Source organism: Rugamonas sp. DEMB1 (assembly GCF_029834475.1).
Lineage (GTDB): Bacteria > Pseudomonadota > Gammaproteobacteria > Burkholderiales > Burkholderiaceae_D > Rugamonas > Rugamonas rubra.
Genome location: NZ_CP122407.1, coordinates 6,615,386 through 6,632,313, shown reverse-complemented (window position 1 = coordinate 6,632,313; position 16,928 = coordinate 6,615,386). Strand labels below are relative to the sequence as shown.

The 16,928-nt window shown below is 63.5% G+C and carries 11 protein-coding genes and 2 pseudogenes; 5 read left to right on the top strand and 8 right to left on the bottom strand.

The genetic code is table 11. From position 1 onward, the window contains the following. Positions 1–183 precede the first annotated feature (183 nt). Positions 184–1,188 carry a zinc-dependent alcohol dehydrogenase family protein gene (locus tag QC826_RS30595; protein ID WP_279763777.1) on the top strand — a complete coding sequence of 335 codons (1,005 nt, stop codon included), beginning with the start codon at positions 184–186 and terminating at the stop codon, positions 1,186–1,188. Positions 1,189–1,299: 111 nt separating this feature from the next. On the opposite strand, the gene QC826_RS30590 is transcribed toward QC826_RS30595, so the two are convergent. The 4 genes from QC826_RS30590 to ssb all read right to left on the bottom strand — a co-directional run bounded on the left by QC826_RS30590 (position 1,300) and on the right by ssb (position 4,712). Further along, a complete protein-coding gene (locus QC826_RS30590; protein WP_279763776.1) occupies positions 1,300–2,346 on the bottom strand; it encodes a PHA-depolymerase-like protein in 1,047 nt (348 codons plus the stop codon). Positions 2,347–2,577: 231 nt separating this feature from the next. Continuing rightward, positions 2,578–3,492 carry a nucleotidyl transferase AbiEii/AbiGii toxin family protein gene (locus QC826_RS30585; protein ID WP_279763775.1) on the bottom strand — a complete coding sequence of 305 codons (915 nt, stop codon included), beginning with the start codon at positions 3,490–3,492 and terminating at the stop codon, positions 2,578–2,580. After that, complete coding sequence (gene abiEi, locus QC826_RS30580) at positions 3,485–4,024, bottom strand: type IV toxin-antitoxin system AbiEi family antitoxin (protein ID WP_279763774.1); 540 nt, start codon at positions 4,022–4,024, stop codon at positions 3,485–3,487. The genes QC826_RS30585 and abiEi overlap by 8 nt, the downstream gene beginning before the upstream one ends. 187 nt (positions 4,025–4,211) lie before the next feature. Then, positions 4,212–4,712, bottom strand: coding sequence for a single-stranded DNA-binding protein (gene ssb, locus QC826_RS30575; protein ID WP_279763773.1), 501 nt, complete (start codon positions 4,710–4,712; stop codon positions 4,212–4,214). A 366-nt stretch (positions 4,713–5,078) separates the two neighbouring features. Here ssb and uvrA point away from each other — a divergent pair. Then, positions 5,079–7,924, top strand: a pseudogene (gene uvrA, locus QC826_RS30570) (excinuclease ABC subunit UvrA). Positions 7,925–8,154: 230 nt separating this feature from the next. Further along, the gene (locus QC826_RS30565; protein WP_279763772.1) at positions 8,155–10,146 is read left to right on the top strand and encodes a S8 family serine peptidase; all 1,992 of its coding nucleotides are present in this window, start codon (positions 8,155–8,157) and stop codon (positions 10,144–10,146) included. Here the strand turns inward: QC826_RS30565 and QC826_RS30560 are convergent. The 3 genes from QC826_RS30560 to QC826_RS30550 all read right to left on the bottom strand — a co-directional run bounded on the left by QC826_RS30560 (position 10,133) and on the right by QC826_RS30550 (position 11,134). Beyond that, positions 10,133–10,294 carry a hypothetical protein gene (locus QC826_RS30560; protein ID WP_279763770.1) on the bottom strand — a complete coding sequence of 54 codons (162 nt, stop codon included), beginning with the start codon at positions 10,292–10,294 and terminating at the stop codon, positions 10,133–10,135. The genes QC826_RS30565 and QC826_RS30560 overlap by 14 nt on opposite strands. Next, positions 10,291–10,446, bottom strand: coding sequence for a hypothetical protein (locus QC826_RS30555; RefSeq protein ID WP_279763769.1), 156 nt, complete (start codon positions 10,444–10,446; stop codon positions 10,291–10,293). Before QC826_RS30555 ends, QC826_RS30560 begins: the two co-directional genes overlap by 4 nt. A gap of 70 nt (positions 10,447–10,516) precedes the next feature. After that, positions 10,517–11,134: a TetR/AcrR family transcriptional regulator gene (locus QC826_RS30550; protein WP_279763767.1), complete on the bottom strand. Its 618-nt coding sequence runs from the start codon at positions 11,132–11,134 to the stop codon at positions 10,517–10,519. Between the two features lie 172 nt (positions 11,135–11,306). Here QC826_RS30550 and QC826_RS30545 point away from each other — a divergent pair, with 172 nt between their 5' ends. Further along, positions 11,307–13,619: a hypothetical protein gene (locus tag QC826_RS30545; RefSeq protein ID WP_279763766.1), complete on the top strand. Its 2,313-nt coding sequence runs from the start codon at positions 11,307–11,309 to the stop codon at positions 13,617–13,619. A 65-nt stretch (positions 13,620–13,684) separates the two neighbouring features. Here QC826_RS30545 and QC826_RS30540 read toward each other — a convergent pair whose 3' ends face one another. Beyond that, positions 13,685–15,550, bottom strand: coding sequence for a phosphoenolpyruvate carboxykinase (GTP) (locus tag QC826_RS30540; RefSeq protein WP_279763765.1), 1,866 nt, complete (start codon positions 15,548–15,550; stop codon positions 13,685–13,687). Positions 15,551–15,915: 365 nt separating this feature from the next. Here QC826_RS30540 and QC826_RS30535 point away from each other — a divergent pair. Continuing rightward, positions 15,916–16,918, top strand: a pseudogene (locus tag QC826_RS30535) (D-2-hydroxyacid dehydrogenase family protein). The last annotated feature ends 10 nt before the right edge of the window (positions 16,919–16,928 follow it).

Below are 16,928 nucleotides of genomic sequence, written 5' to 3'. Positions count from 1 at the left end.
CTTTCAAATCACTCAAGTATCAAGCAGTTTATCTCGAATAGATTTTAAATAACACTGGAGCCTTGCTTGCACGCGGCACAAGCAAGCTACTTCGACGAGGCGGAGGACATCACTCGCTTGGTGACCTTCTGTTCGCGCCGTTGGGCAGTTCCATCCACAATTTTCCACTTCCGAGAAAAAAACATGAAAGCCATTCAACTCACCGCCCCCGCGCTCGACGCCTTCCGCCGCACCGAACTGCCCGAACCCAAGGCCGCGCGCGGCGAGGTGCTGCTGCGCCTGCGCGCCGCCAGCCTGAACTTTGTCGACGTCGCCATCGCCACCGGCAACTTCCCCGGCGCCAGCTTCCCCATGATCCCGGTGGCCGACGGCGCCGGCGAGATCGCCGCGCTGGGCGACGGCGTCGACGGCTGGAAGGTGGGCGAGCGCGTGGTGCCGCACTTCATGCCGAACTGGCTGGGCGGCGCCATCACGCCGCACAACGTGGCGGCGCTGCGCGGCATCTCCCTGCCCGGCTCGCTGGCCGAGTACGTCGCCGTGCCCGCCAGCAGCCTGGTGGCCCTGCCCGCCCACCTCGACTTCGTCCACGGCGCCGCCCTGCCGATCGCCGCGACCACGGCCTGGAACGCCGTGCGCTCGGCGCAGTTGCGGCCCGGCGCCGTGGTGCTGGTGTTGGGCACGGGCGGCGTCAGCATCTTCGCCCTGCAGTTCGCCAAGGCGCACGGTGCCACGGTGGTCCTGGCCTCCTCGTCCGACGACAAGCTGGAACGCGCCCGCCAACTCGGCGCCGACCAGCTGACTAACTACCGCGCCACGCCGGCCTGGGACGAGGAGGTGTTGAGGCTGACCGGCGGGCGCGGCGCCGACCTGGTGGTGGAGACGGTGGGCGGCGCCACCATCGCCCGCTCGCTCAACGCGGCGGCGGTGGGCGGCACGGTGTTCACGGTCGGCTTCGTCGGCGGCACGGCGGCGCCGATCGACCTGCTGCCGATCATCGTCAAGGCGCTGCGCATCGTCGGCAACAACACCGGATCGGTGGCCGACCTGGCCGAGGCGGCGCGCGCCATCGCCGCGCACCGCATCGTGCCGGTGATCGACCGCGTGTTCGACATCGAAGAGACCGCCGCCGCGTATGCCGAACTGGCCGCCGGCGGCCGCCACTTCGGCAAGATCGCCATCGCGCATTAAGCTACGAAAAAACCCCGGCCAGCCTGCGGCCGCCGGGGTTTTTCTTGATCCGCTCTCGCGGCGAACTGGCCTAGTAGTGGGCGCCCATCACCGTATCGACCATGGCCTTGATCATGGCCGGCTGCACCCCGCTCTGCAAGGGATACTGGGGCCGGTGTAGCCCCAGAAGTCCCAGCAACCCTGCGGATTGAACGGAATGGCGGACGAAACGATCAATTGCGGATAGACGATCAGCAGTTTGTTGGTGTCCGCGTACTCGTTCAGTCCGCTGTTGTTGATGAAGCCGTTGCCGATCACGCCGTAACCCTGCAGGCAGCCATGCAGCGCGACAACCACCTTGCAGCCGGCGTTGGCCGCGCAGTAGGTCGGCACGTAGACGTAGCCGGTGTTGTCGACGCTGTAGGCGCTGGCCGCGCCGAAGGGCACGAAGGCCGTCTGGTCGAAGGGAACCATGGTGCCGGACGCCGTCGCCGCACGCCCGACGACCGAGCCGTACATCTGCTTGATCATGTCGTGTTCGGGATCGTTGCCGCAGTTGTTGATGAAGGGCGAGCCCTTGAAGGTGCAGGCGTTGACCACGGTGTTCGGCCCGCTGCCGCTCCAGGTGCCGCCGGTGGCCGCCTTCCAGGTCACCCAGGAATGCTCGGCGGCGGACTTGTTGTTGTAGGCGATGTTGCCGGCGGACGTATAGTGCTGGTAGTAGGTCTGCAACCAGGTGACGACGGGCTGCACCACCACCGTGTCGTTGGTGCCGGAATACAGGTAGATTTTCTGCTGCGCCAAGTTGCTGGTCGGGTCGATCCAGCCGCTGCTGGCCCACAAGGTGGTGTCCGTCTCGAGGACATTGAGGCCGGTGTGGTTGATCGCCGGATTGTTCTGCATGCAGGTAGTGGTGGCGACGTCGACATTGGCCACCGCGCAGTAGTAAGGCCCGCCGGCGAACACCGCCGCGCCGGTGAAGGTCTGCGAATAGGCGATCGACATTTGCACCGCCATGAAGCCGCCCGACGAGATGCCGGCGACGGTAGGCTTGACCGCCCCATACGATAGCAAGGCCGGCGCGCCGGCGGCGCTGGCGCAGACCGGCATGGCCGACAACAGCAGCGCGCCAACGGCGCCCAACATCGTCGATAGGACCGTATTTTTCCGTTTGCTCATGATGCGCTTCCCTTCGGGTGAGTGGGTGGCTTGCACATGGTGGTCAAGGTGCAATGCCGACCAACATAGCAGTTTGGGGGCGCTGAGCGGTTGCAATTACGACAATTCAAGCCGGATTGCGGCGCTTATTGAGCAAAATCAACAAGAAAGCAAAAAACCCCGTAACTTCAATAAGTTACAGGACTTTGTTGCGCTGCTATTTATCGACGTTTGGAACCAACGGCGTCACCGCTACATCCTGAAGCCATGGCCTGCATCGTTACCCGTATTGTTGAGGTGGGCTGCCATCGCTTTGAGTATCTGGCCAACCGTACCCTTGAGGTACTCCGCGAACTTGGGTTCTCGCAGCGTCCGCGCGAGCGTGTCCGCGTCGATGAAGCGGGTCATCTGGGCAATGAAGGGTTTTCCGTCGATGAGGCCGGGAAGCCTATCGATCGCATCCCCAAGCAGTTGCGCGTAGTCCTCAATGTGGTAGTCCGCGATCTTGCGCTCGACGAGCGCCGGAACCAGCTTGGCGCCCTGCTGTTGAAGCCAGGCGATGTCCCATATGTCGCGGTAGCGGATATTTTTGACAGAGGCGGGAAAGGCGATGAGCTTGTCTGCCAGGATTTCGTCCACCGTCTCGACATTGACCAGCACCTGGCCATAGCCCCGTAGGAAGTCATAGTTCTGGCGGAGGGGAAGCAACTCGCGTGTATGCGCGGGGACGTTGGCGATATCGATCTTGATGCGCTGACGCGGTAGGTGCTGTTGTTTGGGCGAGGTTTCAACGCTCACCTGCCACTTGTCGACGCGGACGTTCTCATAGTCGGGCGAGGTCGCCATCTCCCTCGGCTCCTTGACCTCGACCAGCAACCCGTATCGTGCACCGATGTGCTTCTCAAGGCAGGCCTTGATGGCGACCATTTTTTGCGAGGTGAAGTCGCGTCCGCCGGCGAAATCAAGGTCTTCGCTGAAGCGACTCGAGCCGCGACACAGGCGCAGCGAGGTGCCGCCCTGGAAGACCAAATCCTTGAGCAAACCTGCCGCATCAAGGGCGTAAAAAATATCGTAGTGGAGGATTTCCTTCTCCACTACGGGGCGCATGGCTGTGTGACCGGGTTGCTGCATCACCACGTCGACCAGCTCTCTGAAATTTTCAGGCATCGGCAAGTTCGGTCATGTCGATCATGTTGGTATTGCGGCCGGCGCGCATGAGGTCGGCCACCGCAGCCTGCTTGGTGGCGATGCGCAACGGCCGCCCTTGCACATTGACCGTGCGCTGGATGAGTTCTGCCGGCCGGCGCTTCGTGTGCGTGAACTCGATGGTGCCATACGGAGTCTCATAGAAGCCATTCGCCCCCGTGGTCATGAGTGTGATGCGGCTGGTGGGTACTTGGGAAATGACACCATATTCGGACAGCATTGACTCTCTGCTCACATAGGAGAAGTGTCCCCGGCGAAGCACTGCGGCGATGTCCTCGATGACGTTGCCCTTCTTGGACCTGGCCATGGCGTTCACGTAAATTCCCTTGGCCACCCGCTGCAGAATCCCATCTGCGACCAGGCGCTGTAGTGACTTCTCGAAGGCCTTCTCCTTCTCGTCCGGGAAGGCCTTGGCGAGGTCGCCTTTGGTGAGAACGTACGCTCCCACGCGATCCAGCATGGCAAGTTTGTTGATGGCCTCGACCTTGTTCATTACGAAAGTCCTCAATCCAACAGGCAGTAGGACTGCAGTCCAAGTTGCATCATACCCTAATAATATGTAGGGTAAAAGTGTACCTAATGAAGAAATACTGGACTTCCCATATTGTCCTAAATACAAAAAAACCCTGTAACTTCAGCGAGTTACAGGGTTTCTTTTACAGAATCAAATTGACTCGGTATCAGAACGGGATGTCGTCATCCATGTCCGAGAAGTTCGGCGCCGGCTTCGGCGCTGGGCGCGGGGCCGGGGCTTGCTGCTGCGGACGCGGCGGCGGGGCCGGACGGCTAGGCGCCGGGGCGTCGTAACCGCCGCCGTCGTCCATGCCGTCGCCACCACCCATGCCTTGACGGCCACCCAGCATTTGCATCTGCTCGGCGATGATGTCGGTCGCGTATTTCTCGACGCCGTCTTTGTCGGTGTACTTGCGGGTCTGCAGGCGGCCTTCGACGTAGACCGAGGAACCTTTTTTCAGGTACTGGCCGACGATTTCAGCCAGGCGGCCGAAGAAGGAGATGCGGTGCCATTCGGTGAGCTCTTTCTGCTCGCCGGTGTTGCGGTCTTTCGACTTGTACGAGGTCGCCACCGCGATGTTGGCGATCGCGTCACCGCTAGGCATGTAGCGAATTTCCGGATCGCGACCCAGATTGCCGACGATGATGACTTTGTTGACTGATGCCATGTAAAAACTCCTGAATAACGGCGGCCGCCGTGGGCGGGCTGTTTAGTAAATGCTAAACCGCGATTATATGCCAAGGCACCGCCGAGGCGACCAAATATCGACCTGCCGGACGCGGCCCGGCAGCGCCAAAATTTGTGTTCACGGCGAAACTGTATAGCGGAATACTGGTATTATATACAGTATTTATCGTCACCCTCAAGAGCTGCGTCAAATCGGCGCGCATTGCCCTGTCCCGCTGTGGCCGGTCTGGCATCACGCGCAAGTATTGAAAGCCAGCTATAGTGTCAGGTTGACCCGTTTTGGCCCCGTTATCGCTCTTTTTAGCGCGCGCCGGCCTCGCACCACCTCTTGAAAGCAAGGCAAAACATGGAACAAATTCGCATTCGCGGCGCCCGCACGCACAATCTGAAGAACATCAATCTGGATTTGCCGCGCAACAAGCTGATCGTCATCACCGGTCTGTCCGGCTCGGGCAAGTCCTCGCTCGCCTTTGACACCCTGTATGCCGAAGGCCAACGCCGCTATGTCGAATCCCTGTCCGCCTACGCCCGCCAGTTCCTGCAGTTGATGGAGAAGCCCGACGTCGACCTGATCGAGGGCCTGTCGCCGGCCATTTCCATCGAGCAGAAGGCCACCTCGCACAATCCGCGCTCGACGGTGGGCACCGTCACCGAAATCCACGACTACCTGCGCCTGCTGTACGCCCGCGTCGGCACGCCCTACTGCCCCGACCACCCGGAAAATCCGCTGGCGGCGCAGTCGGTGTCGCAGATGGTCGATGCCGTGCTGGCCATGCCCGAGGGCACCAAGCTGATGATCCTGGCGCCGGTGGTGGCCAACCGCAAGGGCGAGCACGCCGACCTGTTCGAGCAGATGCAGGCGCAGGGCTTCGTGCGCTTCCGCGTGCAGAGCGGCACCCACGAGGCGAAGATCTACGAGGTCGACGACCTGCCCAAGCTGAAGAAGACCGAGAAGCACACCATCGACGTGGTGATCGACCGGGTCAAGGTCAACGCCGAGATCAAGCAGCGCTTGGCGGAAAGCTTCGAGACGGCGCTGCGCCTGGCCGACGGCCGCGCCGTGGCGCTGGAGATGGACTCGACCAAGGAGCACGTCTACTCCAACAAGTTCGCCTGCAACGCCTGCGGCTATTCGCTGCAGGAGCTGGAGCCGCGCCTGTTCTCGTTCAACAATCCGATGGGCGCCTGCCCCGAGTGCGACGGCCTGGGCCACATCGAGTTCTTCGATCCGAAACGCATCGTCGCCTTCCCTAACCTGTCGCTGGCCTCCGGCGCGGTGAAGGGCTGGGACCGGCGCAACCAGTTCTACTTCCAGATGCTGTCGAACCTGGCGGCCTTCTACGAGTTCGACCTCGACCTGCCCTACGAGCAACTGCCCGCCGCCGCCCAGCAGGTGATTCTGCACGGCTCGGGCAAGCAGCTGATCCCCTTCGCCTACGTCAACGAGCGCGGCCGCACCGTCATCAAGGAGCACACCTTCGAAGGCGTGGTCACCAACCTGTCGCGCCGCTACCGCGAGACCGATTCGATGGCGGTGAAGGAGGAGCTGGCCAAGTTCATCAACGAGAAGCAATGCCCGTCCTGCCACGGCGCCCGTCTGCGCGTCGAGGCGCGCTTCGTCAAGGTGGGCACCGGCAAGCAGGAAACGGCCATCTACGAGATCGCCGCCAAGCCGCTGCGCGAAACGCTGAGCTTCTTCGAGCAGCTGAAACTGAAGGGCGCCAAGAAGGAGATCGCCGACCGCGTGGTCAAGGAGATCATCTCGCGCCTGAAGTTCCTCAACAACGTGGGACTGGACTATTTGTCGCTCGACCGTAGCGCCGACACCCTGTCCGGCGGCGAGGCACAGCGCATCCGCCTGGCCTCGCAGATCGGCTCCGGCCTGACCGGCGTGATGTATGTGCTCGACGAGCCGTCGATCGGCCTGCACCAGCGCGACAACGACCGCCTGATCGAAACGCTGAAGCATCTGCGCGACATCGGCAACAGCGTGCTGGTGGTCGAGCACGACGAGGACGCCATCCGCACCGCCGACTACGTGGTCGACATGGGCAAGGGCGCCGGCGTGCACGGCGGCGACATCATCGCCCAGGGCACGCTGAAGGACATCCTGAAAAGCAAGGAATCGCTGACGGCGCAATACCTGAACGGCACGCTGAAGATCGCCGTGCCGGAGAAGCGCCGCGCCTGCGACCCGGACAAGCAACTGCTGATCACCGGCGCCACCGGCAACAACCTGAAGGGTGTCACCCTGAGCCTGCCGGTCGGCCTGATGACCTGCGTGACCGGCGTGTCCGGCTCGGGCAAGTCCTCGCTGATCAACGACACGCTGTACCCGGCGCTGTCGCGCCACCTGTACGGTTCGCAGACCGAGCCGTCGCCGCACGATTCGATCAGCGGCCTGGAACATTTCGACAAGGTGATCGCCGTCGACCAGGCGCCGATCGGCCGCACGCCGCGCTCGAATCCGGCCACCTACACCGGCCTGTTCACGCCGATCCGCGACCTGTTCGCCGGCGTGCCGACGGCCAAGGAGCGCGGCTACAGCGCCGGCCGCTTCTCGTTCAACGTCAAGGGCGGCCGCTGCGAGGCCTGCCAGGGCGACGGCGTCATCAAGGTGGAGATGCACTTCCTGCCCGACGTCTACGTGCCCTGCGACGTTTGCCACGGCAAGCGCTACAACCGCGAAACGCTGGAGGTCCACTACAAGGGCAAGAACATCACCGAGATCCTCGACATGACGGTGGAGGACGCGCACGAGTTCTTCAAGCCGGTGCCGCTGATCGCGCGCAAGCTGCACACCCTGCTCGACGTCGGCCTGGGCTACATCAAGCTGGGGCAGAGCGCCACCACCTTGTCGGGCGGCGAGGCGCAGCGCGTCAAGCTGTCGCTGGAGTTGTCCAAGCGCGACACCGGACGCACCCTGTACATCCTCGACGAGCCGACCACCGGCCTGCACTTCCACGACATCGACCTGCTGCTGAAGGTGATCCACCGCCTGCGCGACCAGGGCAACACCCTGGTCATCATCGAGCACAACCTGGACGTCATCAAGACCGCCGACTGGATCGTCGACCTGGGCCCGAGGGCGGCGCCGGCGGCGGCCAGATCATCGCCAGCGGCACGCCGGAGGAGGTGGCGGCCAATCAGCAGAGCGTGACCGGCAAGTACCTCGGCCCGCTGCTGGTCTAGCGGACGGCGGGCGGACGGGCGGGCGGGCCGCCCGTCCGCCATGGAAACATTTCAAAAAACAACATATTGAGCAAAAAGCATTAGTAAACTGGAAAATTTAGATTAACGACAATACAATTGATTTGGCCCAAAGCAAGGGGCCACGTCATTCTCATCGAATTTTTGCCGGTCATGCGGTAGGGTCGGCAGGAATAGCTGGGACATTCAATCTCCTTTTTGAAGAGTCGTTGATGAAACCAAGCCTACAGTTCTCCGTCCTTGCAGCCTCCCTCGCCCTCGCCTCGCTGGCCCACGCCCAGACGTCCGGCTCCATCCTCAGCAATCCGTTCGGCGCGGCGTCGAAGGCCGCCGCCGTCACGCTCAGCAAGACGCAGGCGCGCACGGCCCTGTCGGCCAGCGCCGTCGCCAAAGCCGACCGCGCCCACCTCGAGCGCCTGCTCGACAGCGAATCGAACGAGTTCATCGTCGTCTTCAAGGACGAGGCGCCGGCCCGCGCCGCCGTCAGCAGCAACCACGCCGAACGGCTGTCGATGCAAAGCAGCGCCTACCAGGCCACCCGCAAGCGCGTGCGCGCCGAGTTGAATTCGAGCGATATCGAATTCAACCATGAATACAAGGCCATGCCCTGGGCCTTCGTGCGCGTCGCCAGCCGCGCCGCGCTGGTCAAGCTGATCAACCACGCCGACGTCAAGCTGGTGGTGGAGAACATCACGATGCAGTTGAACCTTGAGCAGAGCCTGCCGGCGATCCAGCAGCCCGAAGCCGCCACGGCCGGTCGCGGCGGCGCCGGCACCACCGTGGTGACCCTCGACGGCGGCGTCGACATCAGCCAGCCGGCGTTCGGCGGCTGCACCAGCCCCGGCGTGCCGGCCCGCTGCCGCATCGCCGCGACCATCCCCATGGGCACCGGCAACTTCAAGGTCCATCAGCACGGCTCCAACGTGGCCGGCATCATCGTCGGCGTGGCCGGTGGCGCGCGCGTCGCCTCGATCGACGTGGTGAACAGCAGCGGCGGGGTCAGCCTCGAGGCGGCCGCCAGCGGCATCGACTGGGCGCTGGTCAACCGCGACGCGTACAACATCGTCGCCGCCAACATGAGCTTCGGCGGCCGCAAGGCCACCAGCGCCTGCGGCGCTGGCCAGACCGGCAGCGGCGCCGAGGCGGCCCTGGTCGACGCCTTCACCCGCCTGCGCAACGCGCGCATCGCCCCGGTGGTCGCCGCCGGCAACAACAACTACACCGACGGCGTCTCCTTCCCCGCCTGCGTGCCGGGGGCGGTCGCGGTCGGCGCTATCTACGACAGCAACCTCCCCGGCGGCGTCAACTACGGCATCTGCACCGACGCGGCGCGCAACGCCAACACCGTCGCCTGCTTCTCCAACAGCAGCAATCTGGTGACCTTGCTGGCGCCGGGCGTCGGCATCGCGGCGGGCGGCTGGACCATGGACGGCACCTCGCAGGCCACGCCGCACGTGGCCGGCGCCCTCGCCGTGCTGCGCGGCGCCAACGCCGCGCCGACCGACAGCGTGCAGGACGGCGTGAACCGCCTGCTCGCCTCCGGCCCGATCGTCACCGACCCGCGCAACGGCGTCAGCAAGCCGCGCCTGAACCTGTTCGGCGCGCTGAACGGCCTGGTGCCGAACCCGACCTACCGGCTGGTGACCCAGCAGGTGTATCTGGGCTACTTCGGCCGGCCGGCCGATCCGAACGGCCTGTACTGGTTCGCCGACGGCCTGAAGAACGCCGGCGCGCCAAGCAATATCGTCGACCTGGAAAAGGCCTATTCGACCAACCCGACCGTCAAAGGGCTGATCGACAGCTTCGGCAACAGCGCCGAGTCGAACGCCCTGTACGGCGGCGACAACACCGCCTTCGTCTCGGCGATCTACCGCAACCTGTTCAACCGCCAGCCCGACGCCGGCGGCCTGGCGTTCTGGGTCAACGTCATCAACAATGGCAGCCTGAGCCGTGGTGCGGCGGCCTTGTCCATCATGGCCGGCGGCATGCCGAACGCCGACGGCGTGACGGTGAATAAGAAGGCCGAGGTGGCCGTCAACTTCACCAAGTCGCTGGACCTGGCGCCGGAGATCGGCGCCTACAGCAACGACGCCGCCGCCGCCAAGGCGCGCGCCATGCTCGCCCAGGTGGGTAGTTCGACCGACGTGGCGGCGTTCCAGAGCGTGGTCGACGCGACCATCGCGCGAATCGTCAACGGCCAGTAAGTCCGGCCGGCGGCGCTAGAGGTTTGGACGGCGCGCCACGGCGCGCCGTCCAGGCTTGGCGCGCCGCCGCCAGCGCGTCGATGCGCCGGGCGGCGAAGTGGGCGTAGGGCGAGGCGAAATCGAAATAGAACGTGATGTCCTGCGTCATGGTTGCTCTCCTTCCTCGGTAGGTTCCTGAAAATCCGCGTTGCTGTCGGGCAGGGCCCGCAACACGGCGACCAAGTCGCTGCGGTGGACGGCGTAGCCGCCGGCCAACAACAGCAACAACAGCAACAACAACAAGCCCAGCAAGATGTTCATGCTTCCCTCCTTTTTCGCACAGGTGTGCGAAATTACTTCAAAAAAAGGCCGCGCGCACAGCGGCACGCGGTCACTGCGGATCGCTCAAACTCTTGTAGCTGCCGATCAAGCGGTTGAAGGCGCGTTGCGTGTGGCGCAGCGCGTTGTCGTCGTGCAGGAAGCGGGTGTCGTGCACCAGGCCGATGATCAGGCTGTAGATCTCGTAGACCAGCTGGGCCGGATCGGTGTCGGGGCGCAACTGGCCCTCGGCCACCGCCTGCTCGATGGTCTTGCGCAGCGAGGCGCGCCATTGCTGGGCGCCGCTTTGCAGGCGGTCGCGCAGCGGGCCGGCCTCGTCGTCGAACTCGAAGGCGCCGGCCGAGTACAGGCAGGCGCTGCGCAGCGCCTCGTCGCCGGCGCGGCGCATCCAGTTGGCGACCTGGGCGCTCAGGCGCGGCAGGCCGCGCGGCAGTTGCAGCGTGGGCAGCAGCACCTCGGCGGCGAAGCGGCGGTCGTACTCGTCCAGCACCGCCTCCTGCAAGGCCTCGAGCGAGCCGACGCGGGAGAACACCCCGCTCTTGCTGATGCCGGTGCGCTTGGCCAGCTCGCCCAGCGACAGTTTGCCGATGCCCTCGGCGGCGGCCATGTCCATGGCGGCGGCGACGATGGCGGCGTAGGTGGCTTCGCTCTTGGCGGTCAGGGTATCCATGCGATTCACTTTAGCACACCCGTGCGAAATAAGCAAAGGCCTCACGGGACATATTGCAATTGTTATATGATTACATTTCATACCACTTTACATATCCCAAAACATGATATCCACCCGCCCCACCTTGCGTTCAGCGCTCTGCACGCTGGCCATCGCGCTCGCAGTACCGGGCATGGCAGCCGACAACTGGACCCCGGTCACGGACCAGAACCTGAGAATCACCCCGGGGAGCCCGCTCGACTTCAGCCACCTGCTGCCGCCCGGTCCGGCGGGTTCGCTTGGCCGCCTCATCAAAGGAAAGAATGGCAATCTGGTGTTCGCCGACCGGCCGGACAAGAAGGCTGCGCTCAACTGCGGTGCCATCACCTGGGGCTCGCTGACCGGCGGCTATCCGGATCATCAAAAAGCCGACGAGTACGTCGCGCAACTCAAACTGCACGGCTACAACCTGATCAGGTTCCACTTTGTCGACTTGGCGATGATCGAAAGCCAGCCAACAACGAATGGCTTCCATCCCCAACGGTTGGAGAATTTCCACTATTTTCTGCGCGCCCTGAAAAAGGCCGGCATCTATTGGATCATGGACATGATGACGGCCGACGATGGCACCCTTGGCAACGTCAAAGACCGCTGGAATCTCAGCAACGACTTGAAGTTCCGTGTCAACCTGGACAACGACGAGGTGGCCAAGCAAAGCTGGCGGGACCAGGTCAATGCTCTCTACAACACGGTCTACGATCCGGAAACCGGCAACACGATTCTGAACGACCCGGCCTTGGTGGCCGTGGTGCTGGTTAACGAGGGCGGCATCAATTTCCTCAACACCGTTCGCAAGAACGAAGAGAAGGGCATCTTTTCCAAGAAATACGACGCCAGACTGCAGGCCCCCTTCAACGCCTTTTTGAAGGCGAAGTATCAAACCCAGGCCAACCTGCAAAAGGCATGGGAAATCCCTTTGCGGAACAACTACGATCCTTTGGGTGGCGATGAGGATCTCGACAAGGGCACCATCAAACTTCCTACGGGCATACTGACCTACTCGAACCGCATGACGGCATTCCAGTCCTTTGTCACCCAGCAGGAAATCAAGACGGTGAATTGGATGAGCGACTATGTTCGCCAGCTGGGCTTCCCCGGCCTCATCACCTCGCTCAACAACGGCAATTCGCTGGAAGCGAACCGGGCCAGGGCTTCGCTCGAGCTCATCGACGCGCACGCCTATGTCGAGAACATCGGTGCTTACCAGGTGGGTCTGCAAAGCAATCAAAAGAGCACCATCGACCAGCTTGGGGACAAGCTGGGCACCAACAATTTCATCTTCGACCTGACCAGCACCCGCCACGGCGGCAAGCCCTTCGCCGTCACCGAGTATGGCCAGGTGTTCTTCAACCAGTATCGCTTTGAGGCGTCGGCCCTGGTGCCTTCGATCGCAGCACTGCAGGGCTGGGACTTCACCTGCCTGCATTCGGAGGGTCCGATCGACCTCGAGCTGTATCAAGACTTCCAACACAAGAAATCGATCCAACCCTATGCCGTCGGCATCGATCCTGTCTTGCGCGCCGGCGAGACCCTGTCCGCGCTGCTGTTCATGCGTGGCGACGTCAAGCCCTCGCCGAACCGGGTCACCGTCAACTATCCGTCGGGAACCGAGTATGCGCCGTCCTCCGGCGTCTATCCGATGACTTATGACCTGAAGATGCTGGGCCTGGTGACGGGTGTCGAGCTGAACTATCCCGACCTGTATCCGACGACAGATCTTCCCGCCGTGCCGGGCATCCGTCTTGCCCTTACACAAAAGGTAAATAATCTCCCCAATGATCGTATTCTTGAGCTGATCCAAGCAGGAATCTTGTCCCCCAAGCCTACGGATAAAGAAAAGGCCGACGATCCGGACACAAACCTAAACAATGCATGGAGCGGTGTCTACCATAGCGACACCAAGGAACTCCTCACGGACAAACCCAAACAGCGCTTCACCGTCCGGACCGCGCGTACCCAGGCCGTCACCACGGCACGAGCCGTCAACGCCACCAACCCCCTCGACGTCATCAACTTGGGCGCGCTGAACGTCGCCAGCATTGACGGTCCCGCCTTGCTGGCCGCCAGTACGCTGAACGAAGGCGCGCTGAAGGACAGCGACAAGATCCTGTTGATCTTCGCCACCGATGCGGTCAACACGGACATGACCTTCGAGGAGCCGACGATTGATATCGCGCCGAGAGGCAAGTTGAAGACCCTCGGCACGAAGCCGGCGCTGATTCGTCAGGGCATTGCCAGCGCCAGCATCACGCTAGCGCACAAGACCCCGATGCGCTTGGTCGCGCTGGACTTGAAAGGGGACCGGCAAGGACCCCGTCGCCCTGACCCGGCAGGACAACGCCACTGGCACCACTTGGTCGTTCACGCTGGACAACACCGAGAATCCGCGCCTGCCGACCACCTTCTTCCTGCTGGAGAAGGCGCAGTAGTGTCTATGCCGGGGTGATCGCCCCGGACGAAAAAAAACGGCGCGTATCGAACGCGCCGTTTTTTATGTGCGAACCGGGCCGCTTACTTGGCCAGGCGCTGGGCCAGCTCTTCCTTGACGGCGATCAGCTCGGCCGGCATGTGGTAGGCCAGCTTGGCGAACAGCTCGTCGTGCAGCTTGAGCTCGTCGCGCCAGGCGTCCTTGTCGATCGAGGTGATGGTCTCGAACTCTTCCGGCGAGAAGGGGATGCCGTCCCAGTTCAGGTCGCCGAAGCGCGGCGTGGTGCCGAACACGTTCTCGATGCCGCCGGCCTTGCCTTCGATGCGTTCCAGCATCCATTTCAGCACGCGCATGTTGTCGCCGAAGCCAGGCCAGACGAAGTGGCCCTGCTCGTCGGTGCGGAACCAGTTGACGCAATAAATCTTCGGCAGCGCGGCGGCGTTGTTGGCGCCCAGCTTGGCGCCCATGTTCAGCCAGTGCTGGAAGTAGTCGCTCATGTTGTAGCCCATGAACGGCAGCATGGCGAACGGGTCGCGGCGCACCACGCCCATTTGTCCGGCGGCGGCGGCGGTGGTCTCGGAGCCCATGGTCGCGGCCATGTAGACGCCTTCGACCCAGTTGCGCGCCTCGGTCACCAGCGGCACGGTGGTCGAGCGGCGGCCGCCGAAGATGAAGGCCGAGATCGGCACGCCGGCCGGGTCGTCCCAGGCCGAATCGATCACCGGGTTCTGCGTCGCGGCGACGGTGAAGCGGGCGTTCGGGTGGGCCGCCTTGGTGCCGGAGGCCGGCGTCCAGTCCTTGCCCTGCCAGTCGATCAGGTGGTCCGGTGCTTGCTTGCTCAGGCCTTCCCACCAGACGTCGCCGTCGTCGGTCAGCGCGACGTTGGTGAAGATGGTGTTCTCGCGCATGGAGGCCATGCAGTTGAAGTTGGTCTTCTCGTTGGTGCCGGGGGCGACGCCGAAGTAGCCCGCTTCCGGGTTGATGGCGTACAGGCGGCCGTCGGCGCCCGGTTTGATCCAGGCGATGTCGTCGCCGATGGTGGTGACCTTCCAGCCCTTGAAGCTGGCGGGCGGGATCAACATGGCGAAGTTGGTCTTGCCGCAGGCCGATGGGAAGGCCGCCGCGACGTAGTGCTTCTTGCCTTCCGGCGATTCGACACCGAGGATCAGCATGTGTTCGGCCAACCAGCCGGCGCCGTCAACCTGGGCGGCCTGGTGGCCCATGTTGGAGGCGATGCGCAGGGCGAAGCACTTCTTGCCCAGCAGGGCGTTGCCGCCGTAACCGGAGCCGAACGACCAGATCTCGCGGGTGTCGGGGAAGTGGACGATGTACTTGGTGCTGTTGCACGGCCAGGCGACATCCTTCTGGCCAGCGGCCAGCGGTGCGCCGACGCTGTGCACGCAGGGGACGAACTCGCCGTCCGCGCCGAGCACGTCGTAGACGGCGCGGCCCATGCGGGTCATCACGCGCATGTTGACGGCGACGTAGGCGGAGTCGGACAGCTCGACGCCGATGTGGGCGATCGGCGAGCCCAGCGGGCCCATCGAGAACGGCACCACGTACATCGTGCGGCCGACCATGCAGCCGTCGAACAGGCCGTTGAGGGTGCCGCGCATTTCGCCCGGCTCGGTCCAGTTGTTGGTCGGGCCGGCCTCTTCCTTGGTTTTCGAGCAGATGAAGGTGCGGTCTTCGACGCGGGCGACGTCGCTCGGGTCGGAGCAGGCCAGGTAGGAGTTCGGCCGTTTTTCCTGGTTCAGCTTCTTCATGGTGCCGGCGGCGACCATTTCGCCGCACAGGCGGTCGTATTCTTCCTGCGAGCCGTCGCACCAGTGGATGCGGTCGGGCTTGGTCAGGGCGGCGATGTCCGCGACCCAATTGATCAGTTTCTGCTGTTTAATGTAAGCTGGGACGTTGAGTGCTGCAACGCCACCCATCACGGGCTGATTCATAGTACCTCCAATGCCAATAAAGAAAATCTTGTCTTGTCCCGGCACGGCAGGATCGTCGTCAGCTTGTGGCTTGCGCTCTGGCGGGCGGCGCGATTGCTCAGCGGCGGCCCCCGGCGGGTACGGCGGTCATGTCGATTGCGCCGGCGAAAAGGCCGGCGCGCAGCCCAATCATGTGGCCGGGCTGGTGGAACGTATTGCGCGAACCCCATAGCTGAGTTCGAAAATGAGTGGGCGATTGTACACCCGTCAAACTGGCTTTTCTCCAAAAATGTAGGAGAAATAGTCGACTAAAGTAGTAAGCTATTCCATATTCTGAGAAATCCGTTATTAAGCTACGAAATTCACACTAAGATCGGTCAACTACCATGAAAATTGCGATTCTCGACGATTATCAAGATTCTACCCGCGATCTGGATTGCTTCCCGTTGTTGCGCGATCACGAAGTGAAAATCTTCACCAATTCGACCCGTGGACTGGGCCAGCTGGCGATCCGCCTGGCGCCCTTCGAGGCGCTGGTGCTGATCCGCGAGCGCACCGTGCTCAACCGCGCGCTGCTGGCCAAGCTGCCCAATTTGAAGCTCATTTCGCAGACCGGCAAGGTGGCCGGCAACATCGACGTGGCCGCCGCCAGCGAGCTCGGCGTGGCCATCGTCGAGGGCGTCGGTTCGCCCACCGCGCCGGCCGAGCTGACCTGGGCGCTGATCATGGCGGCCACGCGCAAAATCGTCCCCTACGCCAACAACCTGCGCGACGGGCTGTGGCAGACGGCCTCGATCAACCCCGGCCTGAACGGGCTGGGCACGGTGCTCAAGGGCAGGACGCTGGCGATCTGGGGCTACGGCAAGATCGGCAAGATGATCGCCGGCTACGGCCGCGCCTTCGGCATGAACGTGCTGGTGTGGGGCAGCCAGGCCAGCCGCGACGCGGCCGTGGCCGACGGCAACGCGGCGGCGGCGACGCGCGAGGCCTTCTTCGAGCAGGCCGACGTGCTCAGCCTGCATTTGCGGCTGAACCCGGCCACGCGCGGCATCGTCAGCGCCGAGGAACCTGGCGCGCATGAAGCCGACGGCCCTGTTCGTCAACACCAGCCGCGCCGAACTGGTGCAGGAGGACGCGCTGGAGCGGGCGCTGCCGCAGGGCCGGCCCGGCTACGCCGCGCTCGACGTGTTCACCTCGGAGCCGCTGGCGGCCGACTCGGCGCTGCTGCGCATGCCGACCGTGCTGGCCACGCCGCACCTGGGCTATGTGGAGAAGGACAGCTACGAGCTGTATTTCCGCCACGCCTTCCAGAACATCGTCGACTTCGCCGCCGGCCGCCACGGCGCCCTGCTCAATCCGGACTACGCCAAGGGCGGCCGGACGCAATAGCCGGCGCGGC